At 39.7% G+C, this 23,198-nt stretch carries 20 protein-coding genes; 3 read left to right on the top strand and 17 right to left on the bottom strand.

Annotated elements, in window-relative coordinates; genetic code table 11:
• The first annotated feature begins 104 nt into the window (after nucleotides 1–104).
• Nucleotides 105–1,388: a lipopolysaccharide biosynthesis protein gene (locus BT797_RS18160; protein ID WP_075473102.1), complete on the top strand. Its 1,284-nt coding sequence runs from the start codon at nucleotides 105–107 to the stop codon at nucleotides 1,386–1,388.
• Between the two features lie 74 nt (nucleotides 1,389–1,462).
• On the opposite strand, the gene BT797_RS18155 is transcribed toward BT797_RS18160, so the two are convergent.
• Both BT797_RS18155 and BT797_RS18150 read right to left on the bottom strand, forming a co-directional pair.
• On the bottom strand, nucleotides 1,463–2,050 hold the full coding sequence (locus BT797_RS18155) for a YceI family protein (protein ID WP_045110655.1): 588 nt from the start codon (nucleotides 2,048–2,050) through the stop codon (nucleotides 1,463–1,465).
• A gap of 56 nt (nucleotides 2,051–2,106) precedes the next feature.
• Nucleotides 2,107–2,670 (bottom strand): cytochrome b, encoded by a 564-nt coding sequence (locus BT797_RS18150; RefSeq protein WP_045110656.1) that lies wholly within the window; start codon nucleotides 2,668–2,670, stop codon nucleotides 2,107–2,109.
• 198 nt (nucleotides 2,671–2,868) lie between these two features.
• On the opposite strand from BT797_RS18150, the gene BT797_RS18145 reads away from it, so the two are divergent.
• A complete protein-coding gene (locus BT797_RS18145; RefSeq protein WP_045110657.1) occupies nucleotides 2,869–3,765 on the top strand; it encodes a LysR family transcriptional regulator in 897 nt (298 codons plus the stop codon).
• A gap of 93 nt (nucleotides 3,766–3,858) precedes the next feature.
• Here BT797_RS18145 and BT797_RS18140 read toward each other — a convergent pair whose 3' ends face one another.
• Nucleotides 3,859–4,401, bottom strand: a complete 543-nt coding sequence (locus BT797_RS18140) for a hydrolase (RefSeq protein WP_045110658.1) — start codon at nucleotides 4,399–4,401, stop codon at nucleotides 3,859–3,861.
• Between the two features lie 293 nt (nucleotides 4,402–4,694).
• Here BT797_RS18140 and BT797_RS18135 point away from each other — a divergent pair, with 293 nt between their 5' ends.
• Complete coding sequence (locus tag BT797_RS18135; RefSeq protein ID WP_045110659.1) at nucleotides 4,695–6,278, top strand: methyl-accepting chemotaxis protein; 1,584 nt, start codon at nucleotides 4,695–4,697, stop codon at nucleotides 6,276–6,278.
• A gap of 45 nt (nucleotides 6,279–6,323) precedes the next feature.
• On the opposite strand, the gene BT797_RS18130 is transcribed toward BT797_RS18135, so the two are convergent.
• The 14 genes from BT797_RS18130 to amaB all read right to left on the bottom strand — a co-directional run bounded on the left by BT797_RS18130 (nucleotide 6,324) and on the right by amaB (nucleotide 23,177).
• Nucleotides 6,324–9,389: an efflux RND transporter permease subunit gene (locus BT797_RS18130; protein ID WP_075473100.1), complete on the bottom strand. Its 3,066-nt coding sequence runs from the start codon at nucleotides 9,387–9,389 to the stop codon at nucleotides 6,324–6,326.
• Nucleotides 9,389–10,504: an efflux RND transporter periplasmic adaptor subunit gene (locus BT797_RS18125; protein WP_075473099.1), complete on the bottom strand. Its 1,116-nt coding sequence runs from the start codon at nucleotides 10,502–10,504 to the stop codon at nucleotides 9,389–9,391. The genes BT797_RS18130 and BT797_RS18125 overlap by 1 nt, the downstream gene beginning before the upstream one ends.
• A gap of 1 nt (nucleotide 10,505) precedes the next feature.
• Nucleotides 10,506–11,540, bottom strand: coding sequence for an efflux RND transporter periplasmic adaptor subunit (locus tag BT797_RS18120; RefSeq protein ID WP_045110662.1), 1,035 nt, complete (start codon nucleotides 11,538–11,540; stop codon nucleotides 10,506–10,508).
• Between the two features lie 411 nt (nucleotides 11,541–11,951).
• Complete coding sequence (locus BT797_RS18115; protein ID WP_075473098.1) at nucleotides 11,952–12,479, bottom strand: type II secretion system protein; 528 nt, start codon at nucleotides 12,477–12,479, stop codon at nucleotides 11,952–11,954.
• A 118-nt stretch (nucleotides 12,480–12,597) separates the two neighbouring features.
• Entirely contained in the window at nucleotides 12,598–13,059 is a 462-nt protein-coding gene (locus BT797_RS18110) for a GNAT family N-acetyltransferase (RefSeq protein WP_045110664.1), read from the bottom strand.
• 75 nt (nucleotides 13,060–13,134) lie between these two features.
• Entirely contained in the window at nucleotides 13,135–15,096 is a 1,962-nt protein-coding gene (gene fhuB / locus BT797_RS18105) for a Fe(3+)-hydroxamate ABC transporter permease FhuB (protein WP_075473097.1), read from the bottom strand.
• A gap of 62 nt (nucleotides 15,097–15,158) precedes the next feature.
• Nucleotides 15,159–16,094: an iron-siderophore ABC transporter substrate-binding protein gene (locus tag BT797_RS18100; RefSeq protein ID WP_244534227.1), complete on the bottom strand. Its 936-nt coding sequence runs from the start codon at nucleotides 16,092–16,094 to the stop codon at nucleotides 15,159–15,161.
• An 11-nt stretch (nucleotides 16,095–16,105) separates the two neighbouring features.
• Nucleotides 16,106–16,873, bottom strand: coding sequence for an ABC transporter ATP-binding protein (locus BT797_RS18095; protein WP_075473095.1), 768 nt, complete (start codon nucleotides 16,871–16,873; stop codon nucleotides 16,106–16,108).
• A 7-nt stretch (nucleotides 16,874–16,880) separates the two neighbouring features.
• The gene (locus BT797_RS18090) at nucleotides 16,881–17,600 is read right to left on the bottom strand and encodes a siderophore ferric iron reductase (RefSeq protein ID WP_244534226.1); all 720 of its coding nucleotides are present in this window, start codon (nucleotides 17,598–17,600) and stop codon (nucleotides 16,881–16,883) included.
• 48 nt (nucleotides 17,601–17,648) lie between these two features.
• Nucleotides 17,649–19,772, bottom strand: coding sequence for a TonB-dependent siderophore receptor (locus BT797_RS18085; protein ID WP_075473094.1), 2,124 nt, complete (start codon nucleotides 19,770–19,772; stop codon nucleotides 17,649–17,651).
• A 114-nt stretch (nucleotides 19,773–19,886) separates the two neighbouring features.
• The gene (locus BT797_RS18080) at nucleotides 19,887–20,825 is read right to left on the bottom strand and encodes an AraC family transcriptional regulator (RefSeq protein ID WP_075473093.1); all 939 of its coding nucleotides are present in this window, start codon (nucleotides 20,823–20,825) and stop codon (nucleotides 19,887–19,889) included.
• Between the two features lie 132 nt (nucleotides 20,826–20,957).
• Nucleotides 20,958–21,194 carry a hypothetical protein gene (locus BT797_RS18075; protein ID WP_045110669.1) on the bottom strand — a complete coding sequence of 79 codons (237 nt, stop codon included), beginning with the start codon at nucleotides 21,192–21,194 and terminating at the stop codon, nucleotides 20,958–20,960.
• Nucleotides 21,195–21,385: 191 nt separating this feature from the next.
• Nucleotides 21,386–21,547: a helix-turn-helix domain-containing protein gene (locus BT797_RS24725; protein ID WP_211705543.1), complete on the bottom strand. Its 162-nt coding sequence runs from the start codon at nucleotides 21,545–21,547 to the stop codon at nucleotides 21,386–21,388.
• A gap of 58 nt (nucleotides 21,548–21,605) precedes the next feature.
• Nucleotides 21,606–23,177, bottom strand: coding sequence for an L-piperidine-6-carboxylate dehydrogenase (amaB, locus tag BT797_RS18065; protein ID WP_075473091.1), 1,572 nt, complete (start codon nucleotides 23,175–23,177; stop codon nucleotides 21,606–21,608).
• Nucleotides 23,178–23,198 lie beyond the last annotated feature (21 nt).

Genomic DNA, 23,198 nt, shown 5'->3' with positions numbered 1-23,198 from the left:
AATGCAATTGCGAATGATTTTCAATTAGATTATAATATTTCTTATTTCGATAACTTCCGTCACTTACGAGTGCTCATATAAACTAACTCCGAATTATGGCGTCTATGGAAAATACATCATTAAACCGCGTTAAAAATGCATTTACACAGGGCATTTGGGTTACATTAATTAGCATTGCAATCGGCTTTAGCTTTAAGATTTGGTTGGCTCACTGGATCCCAAAGGACGACCTTGCCCTCTTTCATAGTGTCGTTGATATCATTTCTTTATCGTTAATATTAATGACTGGATTTCGCTCGTCCATGGTAGTGACTTACTCACAAACCCAAAATGACCGCGATATTATTAACATCTTCCGATATAGTTTAATCACCATGGTATTAATTACTTGGGGTTTGGTTATTCCTTATATTAAACATCAACTGCATATTGAAGTAAGTTATTACCAGTTGGTTGGTATCATATTTGGTATGGGGCTCAAAGTATATTTCACCAATCTTATTGCCATGTATCGACTGTATAATATTTCCAATAAGGTAGTATGGCTAGAACCCTTGGCCAATGTGTTCATGTTCTTCACTTGCTATTATCTACTTGGTCTAGATGCCCTTGTTTCACTCTTTTCAGGATTAACGTTATCATCACTGGCGATTGCTGTTTATATGTTTAAACATCGTCGTAAGGATATTTCTACACGTCCGTTATCGAGTGTACATCTTGATCCCAAGTTACTCAATTTTGTAAAAAAGAGTTTTACCGCATCTTTAGAAGCGGGTGCAAGTATTTTAATGATATACATAACCGTGCTACTCACCATTCGTCATTTTAGTATTGACGAACTCGGTGATTTCCAAGTTGTTGTACGACCGGTATTTACCTATCTAACATTACTGTTTGTTTTTCCTATTTACCGTTTTGTATTACCTGAATTAGCGGTTTGTGTGCGCAATGGCGACCATCAACAAATTAAGCTTATTCGTAATTGGATATTTAAGGTATCAGCCCTTGTAAGTATTAGCTTTTTCGGAGTTATGCTGCTGTTTGGCAATACGTTAGTTTTAACAATTTTCCCTGCAGAATATGATGGTGCAATCCCTGTCCTATTACATTTTTCAATGTTTTTCATCTTCCTTATGCTTAATGCTTATCAATTATGCTACATAAAAGCACATGGCCGTTTCATACAGAGCCTATGTATTCGCATCAGCGGTATCGTCACTTTGGTCGTTTCGTTTGAGCTATTCAATCAATTTACTGACAACGTAATAGCGATTATTGTGGCACTTTGTTGTGGCTATTTGATGATGTTCATTCTATCCAGTGCTGTTGAGCGACAAATACTAAAAAGCTATAGCATCACGATTTATCGCCAACCAAATCTCAACTAAACATCCACAACCAAAAAGCCAGTCACTGTTTATAACGAGTAACTGGCTTTTTTCAGATTAAGGAAACGTTCGATTTACAAGCGTACGCCTTCAATATTCAAGATCATATCAACATAAGCTGACGCAGGACCTAAGTTTGTAGTAATACCATAGTCTGTTAATTTAAGACTTGTTTCACCAGTAAAACCAACTCGATAACCGCCCCAAGGATCTGAACCTTCACCAACTTTAGCAATAGGGAATGTAATTGTTTTAGTGATACCTTTTAGGGTGAATGCCCCTGTTACAGTCCCATTTTCATCATCGCTAAATTTGATGTTGTTACTTTTAAATGTCGCTTTCGGAAACTTTTTCACATCAAGAAAGTCATTGCTTTTTAAATGTTTATCACGCTCTGCATGGTTTGAATTTAGACTAGCAGTGTCGATAACAAAATTAATTTTAGACGCACTTGGCGCTTTCTCATCATATGAAAAACCACCATCAAAAGTATTAAAACGGCCCCATAACCAGCTATAACCTAAATGCTTAATTTTAAATTGCACTGAGGCATGAGCACCATCGACGTCCACTTTATAATCTGCAGCCTGTGCGGCATTTGGCGCTACTAAAGCGAAAAGTGAACTTGCTGTAATAGCAGCGGCTAAAATTTGTTTTTTCATTCTATTTTCCATTTGAATTTGCCTTTAATATTTAAGGTCCGATAAAATCACTACTGTTATTTGTTTTCTGCTTGCCGTACTTTCAACATACGTACTAGCGTCTTATTTTTATTAATAAAGTGATGCTTAATCGCAGCGATGCCATGCACACCAGCGAGAACAATTAGCCCCCATGCCAAAATTTCATGTATTTCGCCCGCAATGTCCTCTTGATTATCAATAGAGAATGGGATTGCAGGTACACTAAATAACTCAAACGCATTAATGCCACGCCCATCGGCAGTCGAAATTAAGTATCCCGATATCATTAATGTAAACATGAGTAGGTATAATCCAAGGTGAACCAAATGCGCGCTCGTTATTTCAAATTTACTCGCATGCTCGTCTGCGCTATCTGGGCTGATATTGGTCCAGCGCCATACAGTGCGAACCAATAATAAACCAAACAATAAAATACCAATGCTCTTGTGCAAATCGAGCGAGCCTTTATACCAAGTATCATAATAAGTTAGCTCGACCATATATAAGCCTAAGCCAAACATACCAAAAATGGTTAATGCCATAACCCAGTGCAACAAAATCGATATCCAGCCATAAGCAGTCTTAGTATTTTTTAACATTTATGCATCCTTCAAATCAGTGGATATATAATAATCAGGTTTTAGCTATTAAAAAATAACGATTAATGCGAAACTATTGTGCAAATATGCACAGAACCTTTACATTAAATTAAATAACCCCATTGGCAGATGCCAATATAGCCACCTGTTTAAGTTGAGTATTTATCAACCTGTAAACATAATTAAAAGAATTTAGATATGAAAAATATTTCTTGGGATGATTATAAAATAGCTTATCAAGTCGCCATTGATGGCAGCTTAAGTCAGGCAGGTAAATCACTGGGTATTAACCATGCGACGGTGCTAAGACGCATCAATCAATTAGAATCGGCACTTGAGATAAAGTTATTTTTCCGCCACCAACGCGGTTATAAAGTCACGGATGCTGGTGCGATCTTAATAGAAGAATTACCTGATCTTATTGCTAGATTTAGCAAGCTAGAGCATCAGTTACAAAATATTGAGAGTAATATCAGTGGCGAATTACGTATATCAACCATCAACTCTTATTCAGCACAACTTGCTCCAGCGCTAAAGGCCTTTAGAGACATTCACCCTGCGATCAGGATCAAGGTACTCTCAACTGACGATATCGTACCACTCGAATCTGGTGCAGCTCATGTATCATTACGAGTTGGCCCAAAACCAGATGGTGCAGATTTGATTGTTAAAGAATTAACCCGCTTTAAAACAAGTTATTTCGCGTCAGCAGAATACATACAAACATTTGGTAAACCCACAACAAACAGTTCATATAATCAGCACTACTGGGCTTTACCTACTGCCGACAAATACCGAATCCCTTTTGTCCGTCATATCGTGGATAATATAGATAAAAGTAGAATTGTATTTCAAAGCAATCACTTTCCAGATGTGAACCAAGCAGTAATTGAAGGTATGGGCATTGGACCTATGGGTGAACATCAAGCCAAATTCTACCCTTCACTGGTTAAAGTGCAGTTGAATTCACCTCAATCAGAAGAAGCCATTTGGTTCGTCTACCATAAAGATTCAAAACACAGTGCGCGAGTCAAATGCTTTTATGCGTTTTTGCATGAACGATTGAAGAAATTAACAGAGCTAGAGAATAAATAACGTGGAAATAAATTGAGCCGGAAACGAAAACTTCCGGCTAAAGGAATCGCGTCAATAAATATGTTAAGACTTGCTTGTATTATTACACTATGTTTATTTAACTAATTGACTAATATCTTTAAAGATTGGGTTTTTAGCATTTGCTGTAAGTTCAAATAAGATTGATTCATAAGTAGTCGGTATAACCCCCGCTTGCATTAATCTTTCAATTGCCATTTTCGAATCAAATTCAGAACGTGCGCTCACACAGTCTGTTACAAGAACAGGCTGTAACCCTTCTTTAAGTAGATCTAAACACGTTTGTAGTACACAGACATGCGTCTCTATTCCGGCAACGATAACTACTTTTTTATTCGTATTTTTAATTGCTGTTAGCGTAGCCTCATTACCACAACATGAAAAAGACGTTTTATCAAAATGCGGGGCTGATTCAACTAATTCCTGTAACGCGGGGATCGTACCACCAAGGCCTTTCTTATATTGTTCATTAATAATAAAAGGCACGTCATGCAGTTTTAATCCTTTGACTAACCTAATCAGGTTTTTCTCAACAACATCGTTATTTACCACATGCGGAAAAAGTTTTTCTTGCACGTCAACCAAACAAAATACAGTATCTTGTACATTGATTCTCATATTATACCCCCAGTAACTTTTAAGTATTTCCATTCGAATATCTCATAAATAATAAAAACTCCAGCCGTTAAAGTCGAGTGACGTCATTTAAAACAACCCAGCATGTGATCTATGACTGATAGTTTAGGGTAACAAAATCAATCACATGGCCGATGGACAAACACATACAAAAACACAGTGTCAACATAAACTAACAACACACTAACATTAACAAATAAAAGATAACACAGGTCAAAGTTTGTCATTAATTTATTTGATACGCTAAAAAAATACTTTTTATAATAGAGATAGCTATGACAATACCTGTAGTTGATGTTAAAGCCAAACCACACGATGCTGAAGTAGACTATTCTGCATCAATAAATCTTATTTCAACAACCGATCCACAAAGTAATATTACCCACACTAATCAACACTTTTCCGACGTTGCAGGGTATACAATAGATGAAATGTACCACCAACCGCATAATTTAGTTCGCCACCCAGATATGCCTAAACAAGCCTTTTCTCAGTTATGGCAATATATCAGTTCCGGTAAAAGCTGGATGGGATTGGTAAAAAACAACTGTAAAAATGGCGGTCATTACTGGGTATCAGCCTTTGTCACTCCGATTAAAAATGCAAATGATGAAATAATTGAATATCAATCAGTGCGTAGTAAACCCGATAGAGAAGCGGTCAATCGAGCCTCAGTACTATATAAAAAAATGAGTACAGGTAAGTCAACCTCTCTCTCAGAACTACGCTTTAAACAAAATACGATATTATTTAGCCTAACCGCAACCACCCTACTTATTTTAGCTGCACAATTACTTACTTCAAATATATCATTATTAACCATAGCGACAGCGGTCACTACATCATGTTCTTTAGCTATAATCTGGTACACACAAAATAGAATTAAGCATTTAACTCAATTAGCTAAAAAAGCATACAATAACCCGTTAATGGAATATGTCTATACGGGTAAAAAAGATGAGTTTTCCACAATCGAATTAGCGTTAAAAATGCGTCAAGCAGAGCTACGCGCCATTGTCGGTAGAGTCAGCGAAACATCCGGTGATATTCTACAGTCTGCAGAAAACCAATTTTCTCAAACCAAACAAATACAAACCAATCTAGCGCAACAAAATGATGCGACAGAACAGGTCCGTGTCGCGATGGAGCAAATGTCGCTATCTGTCCGTGATATTTCAGAAAGTGCAGTACAAGCATCCTCGCTAACATCAGAAGCACAACAAATGTCATCCGATGGTCAAAATAGTGTTGAAACGACGATAAATTCAGTGCATGTACTACACAAAGAACTCGATAACTCAAAAAATGTTATCAATGAATTGTCAAAAGATTGTCTACAAATAGGTGGGATTCTTGATGTTATAGGCGTAATAGCAGATCAAACCAATTTACTTGCCTTAAATGCCGCAATTGAAGCAGCTCGAGCAGGTGAACAGGGCCGAGGTTTTGCAGTGGTTGCAGATGAAGTGCGTTCTTTAGCACAAAAAACACAAGCGTCGACAGGCGAAATCCAACAAATGATAGCAAAACTTCAGCAAACAGCCGAACAAGCGGTTAACTCTGTCGATCGTGGTGTGGAATTATCTCGACAATGTAATGATCAAGCAGCTGAAACTGGTGAATGCTTAGCTAAAATTAATAATAAATTAAATTTGGTCACAGATAACAGCCACCAGATAGCGTCGGCAGTAGAAGAACAAGCTGGTGTAAGCGATGAGATTTCACGTAATGTTGAACATATTACTCAACTCAGTGTAGCGACCTCAGAAAACGGTGAAAACGCAGTGGAAGGCACTCGTAAATTGGTTGATAGATTAGAAGCAATGCAGCGTTTAATTAGTCAATTTAAAAAATACTAATAAAAAAGGAGCCTATCATGGCTCCTCCTTCATTTTCTCATCACGCTATTTTTCTATTATTTGTAACCTGTGGAACATACTATATAACACAGGTACAACAATCAGTGTAAGAACAGTAGCAAACCCTAAACCAAACATGATAGTGACAGCCATAGGTTTGAAGAACACATCAGGTAACAAGGGAATCATACCTAATACCGTTGTGATTGCCGCCATACAAACAGGACGAACACGACTCACAGCCGCATCAACAACCGCCTGATACTTTTCTTTACCACTGTGAATCTCAATTTCAATCTGATCAAGTAATACAATACCATTCTTAACCAGCATGCCTGACAAACTCAAGAAGCCCAACAGTGCCATAAAGCCAAATGGGGTATTAAGCGCGAGTAGCCCTGTTGTTACACCGATAATAGCTAAAGGTACGGTTGCCCATACAATCACCGCATTTCTCACATTATTAAATAAGAAGACCGTAATTAAAAACATGAACAAATAGCCCATAGGCATCGTTTGGAATAATGACGCTTGCGCTTTCGAAGACGATTCATATTCACCACCCCATTCGAGTGAATAACCCGGTGGGAAATCAAGACCTTCGACTAACGGTTGAATCCGTTTTTGTAAGGTTGCAGCAGTTTCATCACCTAAAGGATCGGGATCTGCAAATATGGTCAACATACGTTTACGGTTTTTACGCACAACAATCGGATCTTCCCAACGAATATTAACCGCTAATACCACTTGTTGTAGTGGCACATAACCTTTCAATACAGGACTCCAGATCTTCATACCTTCAACCGTACTGATATCCACACGTTCTTTTTCAGGTAATCGAGCAATAATGGGTAACAGGTTTGTACCGTCACGATAAATACCAACAGACAGACCAGAAAATGCCATTTGCAATAAATCATCAACGTCTGATTTAGTAATACCATATCGACGAGCCTGACTTTCGTTAAACACAGGTTCAATCACCTTAGTCCGTTCACGCCAGTCATGGCGCACATTAAACGCCCCTGGATCGGCACGCATAATATCAATAGCCTGCTGTGCTAAACCCCGCAATACCGTTGGATCAGACCCGACTAAACGCGCTTCAATTTTCGAACCTGATGCAGGCCCTAACTCAATACGTTTTAGTTTATATTCAATATCCGGATGCAGTGAATCAAGTTCCCCGCTTACTTTACGCAGCATTGGCATTACATCGTCATAACTAGCAACGCGTACAATCAATTCACCATACGATGCATAACTTTTCTCTGGTGCATAAGTTAGCATGAAGCGTTGTGACCCTTTACCCGTGCTTGAAGATACATGTAATACTAGGTCATTGGCTCTGACCATCTCTTCTAGCTCACGTAGTTTTTCATTGGTAGCACGAATATCAGTACCTTCCGGTAGCCAAACATCAACCATAAACATAGGTGTGGTTGACGACGGGAAAAACGCTTGTTTTAACTGCGTAAAACCATACAAACTTGCCGCTAACATTAAGATTAATGCGAATACTGTTATCCACGCATTTTTCATGCATGCTTCTAATGCGCGTTTATAAACAACAAAGACAACCCCTTTATACGGGTCATTTTCTTCACTTTCCGCATCAATTTTAATACCTTTAAAAAACATATCGGCAAAAAATGGCGTCAGTGATATGGCCGTAAACCAGCTTAGCATCAACGAGATAAGTAACACACTAAATAACGTTTGGGTATATTCACCCGTTGAATCTTGTGATAAACCAATAGGAGCAAATGCAGTAACAGCAATAACCGTTGCACCTAATAAAGGCCATTTAGTCTGCGTGACAATATCAGTTGCCGCCTGTAAGCGTGTTCGACCTTTTTGCACCCCAATTAAAATACCTTCAACCACAACAATGGCGTTGTCCACCAGCATACCTAATGCAATCACCAATCCACCAAGTGAAATACGCTGCAGATCAATTGCCATCATATTCATAAATACAAACGTACCTAAAACGGTTAGCAACAGGATTAGTCCAATTAAAATACCAGCACGTACCCCCATGAATAAAAGTAAAACAATGATAACAATAGCAATAGCCTGACCTAAGCTAATAATGAAGCCTTTTACTGACTTATCAACTTCATCTGGCTGGCTATATACAATATCAATATCGATACCAATCGGTTGTTGCTCTTTAAGTTCTGCTAGACGTTGATAAACCCCTTTACCCATTTCGACAACATTAACACCAGAAATAAATGACACGCCAACATTCAATGCGACCTTACCGTTAAAGGTGACTAAGTTATCGGGTACGTCTTTAAACCCACGCTTAATCGTTGCGACGTCACGTAGATAAATCAGCCCTTGTGCACCATCTTCTGTAATAATTAGATCGCCTAACGAGTCAACATCGGTAAATTCGCCAGTTGGGTGAACACGGATATATTCCGAGCCGACCCTCACCGCACCAGCACTCGATACCAAGTTTTGCGTTGCCAACGTGTTGTAAATAGTCGTTGGCGAAATGCCCAAACTACTTAAACGTTGCATCGACATTTCAATAAATACCTGTTCTTGCTGCACGCCAGATACTGATACTTTACCAACACCATCTACCAATTCGATTTCTCGACGTAAATAGTCAACATAATCATTCAATTCTTTGTAAGAGTAACCATCACCTGTTATCGCCAACAAAATACCGTATACATCACCAAAATCATCAATCACTGATGGTTCAGCTACACCAGGCGGTAAACGGGATTTTATATCATTCACTTTTCGGCGTAATTCATCCCAAATTTGTGGTAAATCACCCGGGCCATAATTATTTTTCATCGTCACCGTAATTTGTGACAAACCACGGCTAGAAATAGAATTCACCTCATCAACATACGTTAATTGTTGGATAGCTTTTTCAAGTGGATAAGTGACCTCTTCTTCAACTTGTAATGGCGTAGCACCTGGGTAAGATGTCACGACCATCGCGTCTTTAATTGTAAATGCAGGATCTTCTAATCGACCTAAACCAAAAAAGGCCATCGTACCGCCAATTAAGAAGATGAGTGTAATCATCCAGCTGATCACTTTATTTTTAATAAAATAGGCGGCGATATCTTGTTTCATTATTGTCCAGCCTCTTCAGTATGTGTTGAATTATTTATTGAATCATCAAAAATTTTAATCGATTGACCTTCACGTAAACGATTACCACCTGCAACCACAATTTTCTCACCGACTGATAAGCCCGAGCGTAAACGAACACCATCATTGACCACTTTACCCGTCACAATTTGGCGCTTACTCACTGTATTATCACTGTTCACAATCCAAACGAATTTTTGTGTTAAATTCAAATCATCGCCATCTTCATTTAAAATCGCTTCGAGCGGAATAAACGGTTCATTGGTCTTATAAATATTTAGCTTTTGAGCATCAGCACGCACCTCAACAGCCATCCCATCAAGAATAAATCTATCTTTAGGCATTGGCATCGTCAGTGTTACGACAAATGAGCCCACTTTAGGATCGGGTTCTGTAGTGAACTCTTTTAAATGTGCATCATACTCAGTGCCATCAGCCGTAATAATCTTAGCGCCAGGTCTAGAGGCTTCAACTTGTACCGCTGAACTTTTAGAATAAATAGTGTCCGGTGCTTGTAATTGAATATCGACCGTCGTTGTACTGTGAATATTCATCACCTGCTGGCCCACTTGAACATTTTCAAACTGCTGAATTGGTACATGTGAAATAACACCTGAAAACGGCGCTCTCAACGCCGTAAAACTCAAATTTAACTTGGCAATATCCAGCCTTGCTTTAGCAATACGACGCTGCGCTTTAAGCTCATCAAATTGAGACGGCGCAATATAACCTTGATCAACAAGCTTTGCCGAACGACGATATTGGCTATCTGCAATCGCGTATTCCGCTTTTGCATCATCAACTTCTAAACGGTAATAAGTCGGATCAATTTGAGCAAGTATTTGCCCCTGAGTCACTCGATCTCCCGGACGAACAGCAACAGATGTAACCTCGCCTTGCAACCGGAAAGACAAACTTGACTTATCCGCCGCAACAGCCACTGCAGGAAACGATAACTTCGCCATTTCTTCCGCTAATTGCACAGTATCGACTTTAACTAACTGTACTTTTTGTCTTGGCTCAACAATTGGTTTTTCACAACCTTGTAATATTGTCATCGCACTAAGCGCAATAACAATAGAGGGAAATTTTCTCATGTTACAGTCCTCGTTCCTTGACCCACGGTCTCACTTTCTGACCTTCGCGCAATTGATTTACGCCCGAAATCGCAACGTTATCACCATCATTCAAGCCCTTCGTTACACGCCTATTTTCATCTAATTCGATTTCACGCTTACGCACAAAACCTTGATCATCAACCTGCCATACAAAATATGAATCCCCCTTTTTCATTAACGCTTGTGGTGAAATCGAACCAACACTGCCTTTTGGAAGCGCAATACGGACTGAACCAGCCATCCCAGGTAAAATGTTTTTGCCTTCAGGACGATCCATATACAAGGTTACTTTATAGCTGGAGTTTGTTGCATTTGCTTCGGTATCAATTTCTTTAAATTGAGCAGGAAATGCTTCGCCCGGGATAGTATCGAAAATAACGGTAGGATTACGACTATATTCATTATTGAAACGCGTAAGTAGTTGTTCAGGTAATTGGAATGTTACATTGATAATACCCGCACGCTGAATATGCATCACAGGTTCTTTCGCCATTACATATTCATGATTTTCCTTTAAAGATAAGGATAAGGTACCATCATAAGGGGCTACCAAAGTCGCATAACCGAGGTTGGATTCTTGTTTACTTAACGCTGCTTGCGCTTGGTTACGCTTAGCCTTAGAAGTATCAAATGCTAGTTCAGACACAACATTTGTTTTACGCAATTTAGCATCACGTTTAAACTGTACCGAAGCCAATTCATAATTTGCCTGTGCCTGTTCGACTTGTAATAAAAACTCATCTTGGTTCAAACTAGCAAGCTTTTGCCCTTTTACAACATTGTCGCCGGGGTTGGCATCGACCGAGGATAAAAGACCTGAAACACGGAATGCAAGTACCGCTTTGTCGTCTGCTTCAACCACACCAGGAAAGGTACGAAATGTATCTTTTATACCGACATCAACCGCTTGTAACTTAACAGGCCGAGAGTCTGGTTCAGGTATTACAACCTGTTCCTCACTGCAGCCAGATAATAGCAAACTGGTAATAACTGTAGTTGCTAGAATTCCCTTCATATAATATCTCCAATAAGACTCTTACGTGTTTCAAATAACGTTAAAAATATGGTAAACCGTCGCACAAACTGTTATTCAATAATAGCCTTGTAAATAGTATTTACAACGACTTATCCATTATAGGCATATATCAAGCGCACAAAATCACCTCCATGAATAAAATACTTAATGCAGACATCAGAAACGATGAAATAATTCAAAAAATACTTCAAAGCTAGGCTGGATGTATAAATACCGCACACTAATGACGATTCAAAGACAAATGACCAAGGACATTACAAATGAAAAACTCTAGATTATCGTTACTGACTTGCAGTATTTTGCTGACTACAATAACAGTAACGAGCGATCTTCACGGGATGATGATCAGTTGGAGATATTTGATGGGAACAATGGGCGAGGAAGAATAACTTAACAACCCGAATCTTCAAAACCAATAATAGGCTGAGAACCTTCAATTTCTAAATTAGCGTAGTAGGCAAAGCAACTTCCAAGTACATACCCATTTGGCCAAAAGAAAACAACATGCCCTGATGTAACCGTATCAATAGCCGGCTCATTCGTATAACTGCGATTACCAAGAATACAAAATGCAGAGTTATCACAAGGTACAGTTAACCAACTTGGCGTCCAAGTTGAACTCGGTAGATCCATATTCAGCAAATAGCGCATCTGTCTTGCATCTGGCTTAGGATTACCAGCCACTAATGTGACCGTATTACCATTATAATCGACACTCGTTTCTGACCCGTCAATTTCTTTACGAACATTGACCAAGCCTATTGCCGCTTTCAACGTCGCACTGACACTTTGCACTACAGCACTACTTGCATCGTGCTTCATATGAATAAATTTAGGGATAGCTGTCGCGACTAGAACACCTAAAACGATGATCACTATCACTAATTCAATTAATGTAAATCCGTTATTGTTTTTCATAACATCAACTCATTCTAGCTTAAGCGGAAACACGATATAAATATAGAATGAGTACTCTAACTTGTTAACAAAATAAATCAATACTCTAAAGCATAATATAATTGCCCACTTAGAGATTTTAATAATATAAAGTCAATTCCATTGGCATATCTTTAATACCTGCTCTTTCCCGAACGCCACTCACAGGCACAAATCCAAATTTTAAATACACATCAGCAGCATTCAACGCTGAATTAACCGTAAACTTGCCTTCGTTACCATTAGCTAAACATACGTCTCTCGCCAGTTCCCATAATGTTCTAGATAACCCCTTCCCTTGTTGTGAGTCTGCAACAAATAGATGGTACAAATGCGTATTTTCTTTCATCCCAACAACACCAATTAGTTCGCCATTTAACTCTGCAACATGATAAACATAGCCTGCATCTAAATAGTTAGATATACAATTTGGCGCCATAGAATTAAGAATTAACAACCCACCCTCTTTACTACAAGTGGGTAAAATGTATTTAACGACAAGTAGTGCGATTAACTGACTAATTTCATTAACATCATCTAAATTGGCTTTTCTTATTATCATTAAATATCCTTAGCGTACTAGCCGTTCGTTTATACCTAACCTACACGCTAAGAAATTGTTATTCAACATATAATCCTAGGTACTTAATCGACCTTTAATCAATAAGAAAATAAAATAGCTTCCTCCGATAAGAGAAACCAAAATACCAGCAGCTAGCTGAGCCGGATATAACACAACCTGACCAAGCCAATCAGAAAATTGCACTAAAAATCCCCCTAGTAACGCGCTAACCAACAATTGTTGCTTGACGCTTTTTGCGCCCAACATAGCTGCCATATGAGGTGCAAGTAAACCAATAAAGGCAACAGGCCCCATATTAGCGGTGACAAACGCCACTAATAGCGCGACCAAACAGAGTAATAATACAAATGCCACGGAACCATTTAACCCTCGCGAAAACGCCATTTCTTTTCCAGCAGATATTAGTGTTAACCAACGTGACAGTGAGAACGCTAATAGTAATAATAACATGACACTCACGGCAAGAATCACAGCTTGATCTGCACTAACTCTGTAGCTAGAACCCGCCAACCAAGCTAAAATACCATAAACATCATCATTACCACGCGCTAGCGCAAATTGTACAAAGGCTTCAATTAATGCCGTTAGCGCAATACCAGTAAGAATTAATTTCGGTGGTGAATAATCATGTTTTTTACCTAAAAGTAAAATAATCACTAACGCCCCCATCGCACCAACGAATGCAACCATTGGACCCGCTTCGAAAATAGTAATACCCCAAAACATACTCGCAAATACTAACGCAAAAATAGCCCCTGCTGAAATGCCTAAAATATCAGGGCTCGCAAGTGGATTATGAATCAAACGTTGTAAAATTGTACCTGCAACCGCTAACCCTGCCCCCGCAGCTAAAGATGTTAAAATACGCGGCCATCGTATCGACCAAGAAAATGCATCAGGCCATGCGAATGCCCAAGCGCTATCTTGCATAACGAAGACACTTGATAACGTCACAGAGAGCAGCAGACTAACTAAAATAGCAATAAAAACCCGACTACTTAAACGGCTAATACCTTGTGGTAAACGAAATACCATTTGATCTTGTGCCTTTAAGGCACTTCGACTAAACCAAATAAGCGCAGGTGCACCAATCATTGCGGCTGCGGTTCCACTCGGTATAAAATCGAGTGTAAACTGACTTAACCATGCAGCTAAACTATCCGTTAACACTAAAAATAGCGCCCCTAATAACAAACTATAATAGAGTTCATCACGTGCGGTTCTTGCACCTAAAAATCGGGCTATATTAGGCGTTAATAATCCAACAAAACCGATCACACCAACGGCTGTAATTGCAGATGAGATTAGCCATACACCTACTAGTAATAACAGCAAAAATACCGGCATAATGTTAAGACCTCGAGCGCTCGCACCTTGCTGACCAATGCGCATTAACGTTAATACTCGTGGTGCTACCGCTAAAATAATCAACCCAACCAGCATACGTGGCATTAACCAATACACCCAATCCCAACCATTTTGAGCAAGATCACCTGCGCCCCAAATAAACAAATTTTTAGCATATTGATCATTAAGTAAAATAACCGCAGTCGCCAATGCACCAAGTAATAAATTAACCGCCATCCCCGCAAGAATAACGGGCAAGCCTGAAAGGTTATTAAGTCCAGTAATGAGTAACACTAACGCCATTGCCAATAACGCCCCAAATAAGGCAAATATATTACTATTTTCAATACCTAAATCAGGAAAAAATACCGCCACCAATACCAAGGCTAACCAAGCACCCGAAGAGGAGCCAAAAGTTAATGGCGATAACAGTGGGTTTTGCGTTAACTGTTGCATTAAACTGCCGACTAAACCTAAGCTTGCCCCCACCAAAATAGCGATAGCCAAACGTGGTAAAATAGCGTAAACAAAATCAACCTCAACAAACTCGCGTGGTTCTAAACCACAGATTAATGCTAACTGCTCAGTGATCGTTAATTCAGTTTGTAACTGCAACGATAAAAACAGCGCTAGCATCAACGCCAGCACTGTCATTAAATACCTCAACATCTATCTTCCCGCTCTAACAAGTTTCTATTTAAATTCGTGATTAATACCACAAAATCAATGCGCTAATTAGCGGACATTTCATTCGACTTAGCCGCTAGCGCTAATAAGCTTTCGGTGATTCCTTCCGCAATGTATTGAATTGACATTGCCCCACCATAACTCCAACTTGTCGCAACACTATTAACACGCTTACCCCGAACAAAAGGCATCGACTGCCATAACCTTGAACGAGATAATGCCTGTTTTTTATCAAATGGTTCAAAGTACAACACAGTCCCATCCGTAATGGTATGAAGGTCAGAGATGCGTTTTTGTACTATTCCCCATTGGGTTACAGGCAGGTCCAGCGCTGGTTTTATACCTAATTGCTTTAAGGCATATTCTGGCATCGAATTACCGCCATACAGAAACACAGATGTTGTACTCGCAAAACGCATTGTCGTAACTTTTGGCAGTTCCCCATCGTAAGCCAGCAATAAGCGCTGCTTTAAATCACCGAGCTTATCTGCCATTGCTTTAAGCTTTTGTTCTGCAAGCTCTTGCCTATTAACAACACCAGCTAAATTGAGAAAATTGTCTATTGCTGCTTGTGCATTATCATGAGATGCACTAAAAGTTTGATAAAATAATACGGGTGCTATTAGCTCCAATTTACTTTGTAAATCAGCTTGCGGTGATGCAAAAATAATAACATCCGGTTTCAGCGCTGCGATCTTTTCATAATTAGGCTCAACTCGGGTACCAATATCTTGCACTTCAGCGGGCACTTCAGGCTTACTTACCCATTCCTTATAACCCGCTATGTCAGGCATACCAACAGGAGTGACACCGAGTTCTAATATTTGCTCGGCCAGATCCCAATTAAGCACCACAATACGCTGCGCATATTGCGCTAGCTGCTTGTTACCTTGACTGTCTGTTACCGTTATTCCGGCCTGTGAGAATAACGGTGTTACTAGCAGTACCGATACGATAAATAATTGAACAAATTTAGTCATTTTTTTTCTCTTTAACATACAACAGCAACCTTCTCATCTCGGCTCGGATGAGCTATTAATTTAATATCAGTACCATACAAGGCAGAGAGTCTTTCACTATCTAACAACTTACTGTGATCACCTGAAAAACTCACTTTCCCTTGTTTTAAAGCAACCACACGCGTCGCAAATCTTAGTGCTAAATTGATATCATGTAGGATAACGATCACTCCCTGCCCAGTATCTTTATTAAGGGATTGCAGTAGTGATAGCAAATCATATTGATGGCCAACATCAAGTGCAGATGTCGGTTCATCCAAGATTAATACCTTTGATTGCTGTGCCAACAACATCGCAATCCACGCTCTTTGGCGTTCACCTCCCGAAAGGCTATCTGCAATATGATCGGAAAATTGAACAATATCGGTTTGTTGCATTGCCGTTTGGATAATATCCGTGTCTTGTTGGTTATAACGCCCGAAGGTACCTCGCCAAGCAAAACGTCCTAACCGCACAAGTTCTTTCACTGTTAACCCTGCGACTTCGGGTAAACGTTGAGGTAAAAACGCAATATTCTGCGCTAATAGTTTTGTTGATAGTGAGCTCATTGTTTGTTCCGAGAACTCAACCTTACCGCTATCAGGTTTTAACTGACCTGCTAATACTTGTGCTAAGGTCGACTTGCCAGATCCATTGTGACCGAGGATCACCGTAAACTCATGACTATCGATGTGCAGGTGATCAATAGCTAAGATATCTCGCCCATCACGGTTCACAATGACATTTTTCAATTTAAACATTTAAATCCTACTTATTCTTTGGGCAGTTAGAACACAAGTCACCGTCATCTCGGCGGTAATGCATGCAACAACTGATACGTTTAACTGACCATGTTTCAGCTTTGGGGACTTTATAAAGCGCACTCAAGTGTTTATTCGGTAAATCAAGCGCAGCAAACCAAAGTTTTGCCTGTTGGTAGGCATCGAGGTCAGTACGTAATTGTTGTAGTGCACTAAGGTTGATTAAAATACTGTCTGCTAATAAATGTGCAACAAAACCTGGTCGCAAGCGATATTGCTGCGAAAACTGTTCTCGTAACGCAGCAAATAATAACTTCAGTTCTTGTCCAGAATAAGTGATTAACTCCCGCAAATCCCCGGTAAATAAACGGTATTCTGGTAAGGTGAATCCAGCGACAAGTCCATTCTCCCCTTGATACTGTCCAACTAAGCTTAATTTAGGCACAGCATGGGTCGCATAAACGCCAATAAACGCGAGGTATAGCGGTTGCCATATCAACATAGTCCAACCCCGTGTTAACCAATACGAAGAGCCTGCCTCTGGATGTTGCACCTGCCAATAATGATACAATTTATTAATCGCAACCTGACTATCCTGCTGCGGATTAAAATGCGCTTTTTCAGGTTGATCCAATCCCCCATTTAATAAGGGAGTGATGGATAACGCGGTTTGAAAAAATTGCGCATAATACTTAGCCTGCATATCGGTATCTTTATCTAGAGGCATAAATTATCCAGGCATGACACCTGGCCCTATTGAAAACAAAATTAACAATTAAAAGTTAAATTTCACGTTAGCTGTGATATCACGTTCAGCACCAAACCAGCAATTGTCCGTGTCATAACAAGAATAATAGTCAGTTCCAAACAAGTTACTTGCTACCACAGAAATACTTGAACCATCTAAACTATCGCTTAAATAAGACAGGTCATAAGAAACTGACAGATCAACTAATGTGTAATCAGGTACTTGATCTCTATTCAGTGCATCAATCTGTGTTTCACCCACATAACGGATACCCGTACCGATAGTCGTACCAGCAGCCATTCCGTTATAAAGATAATAATTTAACCACACATTAGCTGCATGTTTTGGTACCCAAATCGGCGTTTTACCTTCCAACCCAGTATTATCCTCAGTCACTTTCATGTCCATATAGGTATAACTCACCGCAAGATCCATATTGTCGGTTAGCATTGCATTCGCTTCAACCTCGACACCTCTAGACTGAGTTTCACCCGTTTGAACTTTATCGTATGCTGTGCCTGTCGGATCACGCGTTAAATCATTCTGCTTGGTAATGTTAAACAGTGAAACAACAAACTTTTTACTCATATCTGCAGATTCATACTTCAGACCCGCTTCCCACTGCTCACCCGTCGATGGTACAAACACATTCCCATGGCGATCTTTTCCCACTACAGGCTCAAAGCTCTGCGCATAGCTAACATAAGGTGCTAAGCCATTATCAAAGCTATATAAACCACCTAAACGGAAAGCAAAGTTATCTTGTTTAATGGCTGCTGCAGTATCAACCCCTGAAGCATGGTCTGTTGATGTTTGTTCATATTCATCATAACGACCACCAGCAATGACAACCAAATTACCTAATACCAGCTGATCTTGTAGATAAAGTCCGACTTGATTACTTTCTAGATCAAAATCTGTGGTGTAGGTGAAATTAAGCGAGCTACCGTCAATTTGTTGATGATTAGGGTTAAACACATCAATCGATGGCGCACTGGCATCTTTATAAATAATACGCGAATCAAGTTGCTGATAATCAAACCCTAATAGCACGTTATGTTCGAGTACGCCGGTATTGAAACGACCTGAAATTTGATTGTCGATAACAAAGCTTTGTGATTTCTCATCCGTAAGATACGCATTACGGCCAACGGTACGCATATCGCTCTGCAGCGCACCGTTATAGGTATTTTCTTGGTAAGCATCCGCATCCATGTAACGCGCATTCATCAAGAAGGCCCAGCTATTATTAAACTCATGGTTAATTTTATAGCCCAGCATCAATACTTCACGCTCATAGGTATTCCAATTTTCATCACCTGTGAAAGTACTCGAATCAAGCTGCCCGTTAGGATTTGATAACACACTCCCCGCCCCAGGTACTGACGTGTAAATACCTGCTGATGGATCATTTTGGTAATAAATATTAAAATTAACGAGCGTCTTATCAGATACCTGCCAATCTAAAGACGGGGCAAAAACATAACGTTCTTCTTCCGAGGTATCTGCTTGCCCATCTTTCTTACGCACCATACCAACAACACGATAAGATAAATTTGTATCAGAAATCTGACCTGTTGAATCAATAGAGAGTTCTTTACGATCAAAATCCCCCCCCGTCACGGTCACATCCGTACTCTGTTCTTGTTGTGGCGATTTAGCAATGAGATTGACCATCCCGCCCGGTGGGATATTGCCATATAAAACAGAGGTTGGCCCCTTAAACACTTCGACTTGTTCAAGTGCAATTGAATCAATTTGTGGCTGTAGATTCCAGCCATTAAACATCAGCGGCAAACCATCATAAAAATTCTGATAGTTAATAAAACCACGAATATTAAATAAATCTAATCGAGAAACCGCGCCCCCCCTTAGTTCAGTATTCACTGCGGGTACGTAACGCAGTGCTTCCGCTACCGACTTCACCCCTCGTAAATCAAGCGTTTCTCTATCTACGTCAGTAATCGCTTGGGGTGTATCGATCGGCGCTAGAGCCGTTTTTGTCGCTGTGTTTCGATAAGCTTTGCCAAAGACAGTCATTTGTTCTTCAGTATTATCGCGACTTGACTGCTCGGCAAAAGCTGAACTCGATAACGCGCAAATAATGGCAAACGCCACTGGGGATAATATACGGGCAGGTTGGTGCTTCATTCGGTCTCCAAATTTCAATTTATGCAAATGATAATTATTATCGTTTGTATTGTATAGAGAGATTTAGAGAAAAAATTAACAATTTGGTGCAATAATCAAAAAGTTCAAATTATTTTAGCTACGAGGTTCGATTGGTAGCCAGTATTCCATATAAGAAGATGAATCTTCAGGGTCATAATTTACCGGATAGACTTCCAATTCATAACCATCAACACTGTCATAATTTGAATCCGGTATCCAATGTGAAAATAACCAAGCAAGTACTTGTTCTAATTGTTTAATCGGACCTGTAAATGGAATAACGGCATACTCTTGTGCAGGTACATCTATAGTATCTAGTGACGTGTTGCCGAGTAAAGCACCCGCGATACTGCCCGCCCAATAAGGGATCGCATCTATATCATCATTGGCTTTAATCACTCCGATAACACCAATCAACTCTATATCCGCAGCCAGTGATGAGCTTTCATTCAATACGGACAACATTTCAGCTTCAGGCAAGTTTTCAACAAATTCAGACCAAATTAGCGGGACTTGCTGTTGGTAATTAGGTGTTAATGAAAACAATCCTGAAATAATGCCAGATCTGCAGTGAAGCGTAAATTCTGGGCGGGTTTCAATACGAATTTGTAATAATCGAGCCTCTAAATCAAAGCTATCTAATACCCTTGAACAGAGTTTAATTGGTGTGCGCAAGCCAAGGCGTTTACCACGTCGTCGATACGCCATTGGTGAATACGAAAACATATTTTTAAACGTACGGCTAAAGCTAACTTCAGAGCTAAAACCTAACGCCAACGCGATATCAACAATCCGAGTTTTACTGCCTAATAATTGCTCAGCCGCTAAACTCAGCTTCAGCTCTCGCACATACTGTGCAAGATTCAGTCCCGTTTCAAGATGAAATACACGCTGTAATTGCCAACGCGACCAGCAACTTTTATCCGCTAGTAGCTCAACTGATAACGGTTGGTCTATGTTTTCATTGATAAAATCCAACAACTTTCCGATGCGAGTAAAACGGTTAACTTGTTTTTGGTTTTCTTTTTGCATCGTACGCACAATACCTTTGGCAAATGACCGAGGAGAATAAGAGAATTTAGATAATCTATTATAAGAATAATTCTCATTTGTGCAATTAAAGCGGAAGGATAAATATCATCATCCCTATCTATAAATTTTCTATTATGTATCGTTTTCATTTTTATGTTCAGCACCCGCTTTAGCGCGATCTAATATCTTAAACGTTTCTCGAATAATAGCCTCAACATGAGTTCTACTTTGAACTCTTTTAGGTAGTGCAGCACGGTCAGCTTCAACACCTTCAATAAGGCTATTTATTAACCCTTGATTATCCTCTTCAAGTTTCTGAATAATCATGGTTATCAAATATGAGCACGCATCTGCTTTGGGGTTCTTCATACATAGCCCTTTTTAACTTTCAGCTGGAAAATTAGAAATATAATTCTATATACAGCCTAAATAAAACAACCGTACCACCCCAAGCATACCATGTAAAAACAATAACTTAACACACTTTGGATTTACGTATTTAATCTGATATATAAACGCATAAAATAATGAATTCTCAGCATTTAAAAACATGTAAAACCTTAAACCGTAATATATTCTAATGGTGATTTACCCATTATATTACGAAAGGCTGCGATAAAAGCACTCGGGGTGCTATATCCTAATTCTAGTGCGATGTATGTTACCGATTTTCCATCATGTAATTGTTCAATACTGCCTGTATTACTTGGTTCTTTAGTCAATGAAAATAGAATATATTTATAACAAGGAGCAAACAAAAAATGATTGGTCTAGTATAATTCATTGCCTAATTACCTTTGGCATATCGAAACTAATGCCTTGTGCCAAGGGTAACTCACTACCGTAATTAATAGTATTTGTAGTGCGGCGCATGTAACTCCTCCATGCATCGGAACCACTTTCTCTACCACCACCCGTGTCTTTTTCGCCGCCAAACGCACCACCGATTTCCGCACCGGACGTACCTATATTGACATTGACAAGCCCACAATCAGAACCCCTTACACTCATAAAAATCTCGGCTTCAGCTATGTCTTTAGTGAAAATAGCGGACGATAAGCCCTGACATACACTGTTTTGTATTACAATGGCTTGCTCAAGTGAATCATAACTGTGCACATAAAGTAAGGGCGCAAAGGTTTCTTGCTGAACAATTTCAGCTGTCGATTCAATATCAATAATGGCAGGCGTAATATAAAAACCACACTCTTTTTTATCTTTATTCATTACATGAGGTCGTTCATAACCACCTGTAACGAGTATCCCCCCTTGCTCAATGGCTGTACTTATACTCGCTTTCATCACATCAATGGCTTGCTGATTAATCAAGGGCCCCATTAAATTTTGTTCATCAAAGGGGTCGCCAATACTCACTGTGTTATAAATAGCTTCAAGCTTGGTTAGTACTTGATGTTTAAGGCTGCTATGCACAATCAACCTACGCAACGTTGTACAGCGCTGGCCGCTCGTACCCAATGCTGAAAACGTGATTGCCCGAATAGCTAACTCAAGATCGGCACTAGGACACACAATCATGGCATTATTACCGCCAAGCTCTAGTAGCGTACACCCCATTCTCGCAGCGACACGGCAATTAACCGCTCGCCCCATGGCACATGACCCTGTCGCTGATACCAAGGCAACATCCTTATGATCGACCAATTGTTCAACCTGAGTTTTCTCACCGAACACGATACTGCTAAGTTCCTTGTTCCCCCCAAATTGTTTAATGGCTGACAATAATAATTGATGACAAGCCAATGCGCTGAGTGGCGTTTGACTTGATGGTTTCCAAATAATGCTATTACCACAAATCAAACTCAATGTGGCATTCCAAGCCCATACCGCCATGGGAAAATTAAACGCAGTAATGATCACAACAGGGCCAATAGGATGCCATTGCTCCATCATTCTATGATTAGGTCTTTCGGTCGCAATGGTTAATCCATAAAGCTGTCGCGATAGACCAACAGCGAAATCACACACATCAATCAGTTCTTGCACTTCCCCTAGGCTTTCTTGAAATGGCTTACCCGATTCAAGGCTAATCATGGTGGCTAATTGATGCTTTGCTGCACGCGCTTTTTCGGCAAACAGTCGTACTAATTCACCACGCTGTGGAGCAGGCACACTACGCCAATGATAAAATTCGGTTTTAGCACTGCTAATGACCTGTTTGATCACATCGGGTTCTGCGTGACTTATTGAAGCAAATGATTGACCATCATTAGGGCTAACGACCTTCACACGGCTATCACTATCAAAACGTTGACCACCAAGATAAGCGCTACCGTAGCACTTATCGTGAGCATAAAAACGACCAAGTACTGTTTTCAAAATTGCCTCATGCATGTGATTCTCCTCGTCATTACC

The organism is Moritella viscosa (assembly GCF_900120065.1).
In the GTDB taxonomy this organism is placed as follows: Bacteria; Pseudomonadota; Gammaproteobacteria; order Enterobacterales; family Moritellaceae; genus Moritella; species Moritella viscosa.
Note: the sequence above shows the minus strand (reverse complement) of the source record. Positions and strands in the feature narration are given on the sequence as shown.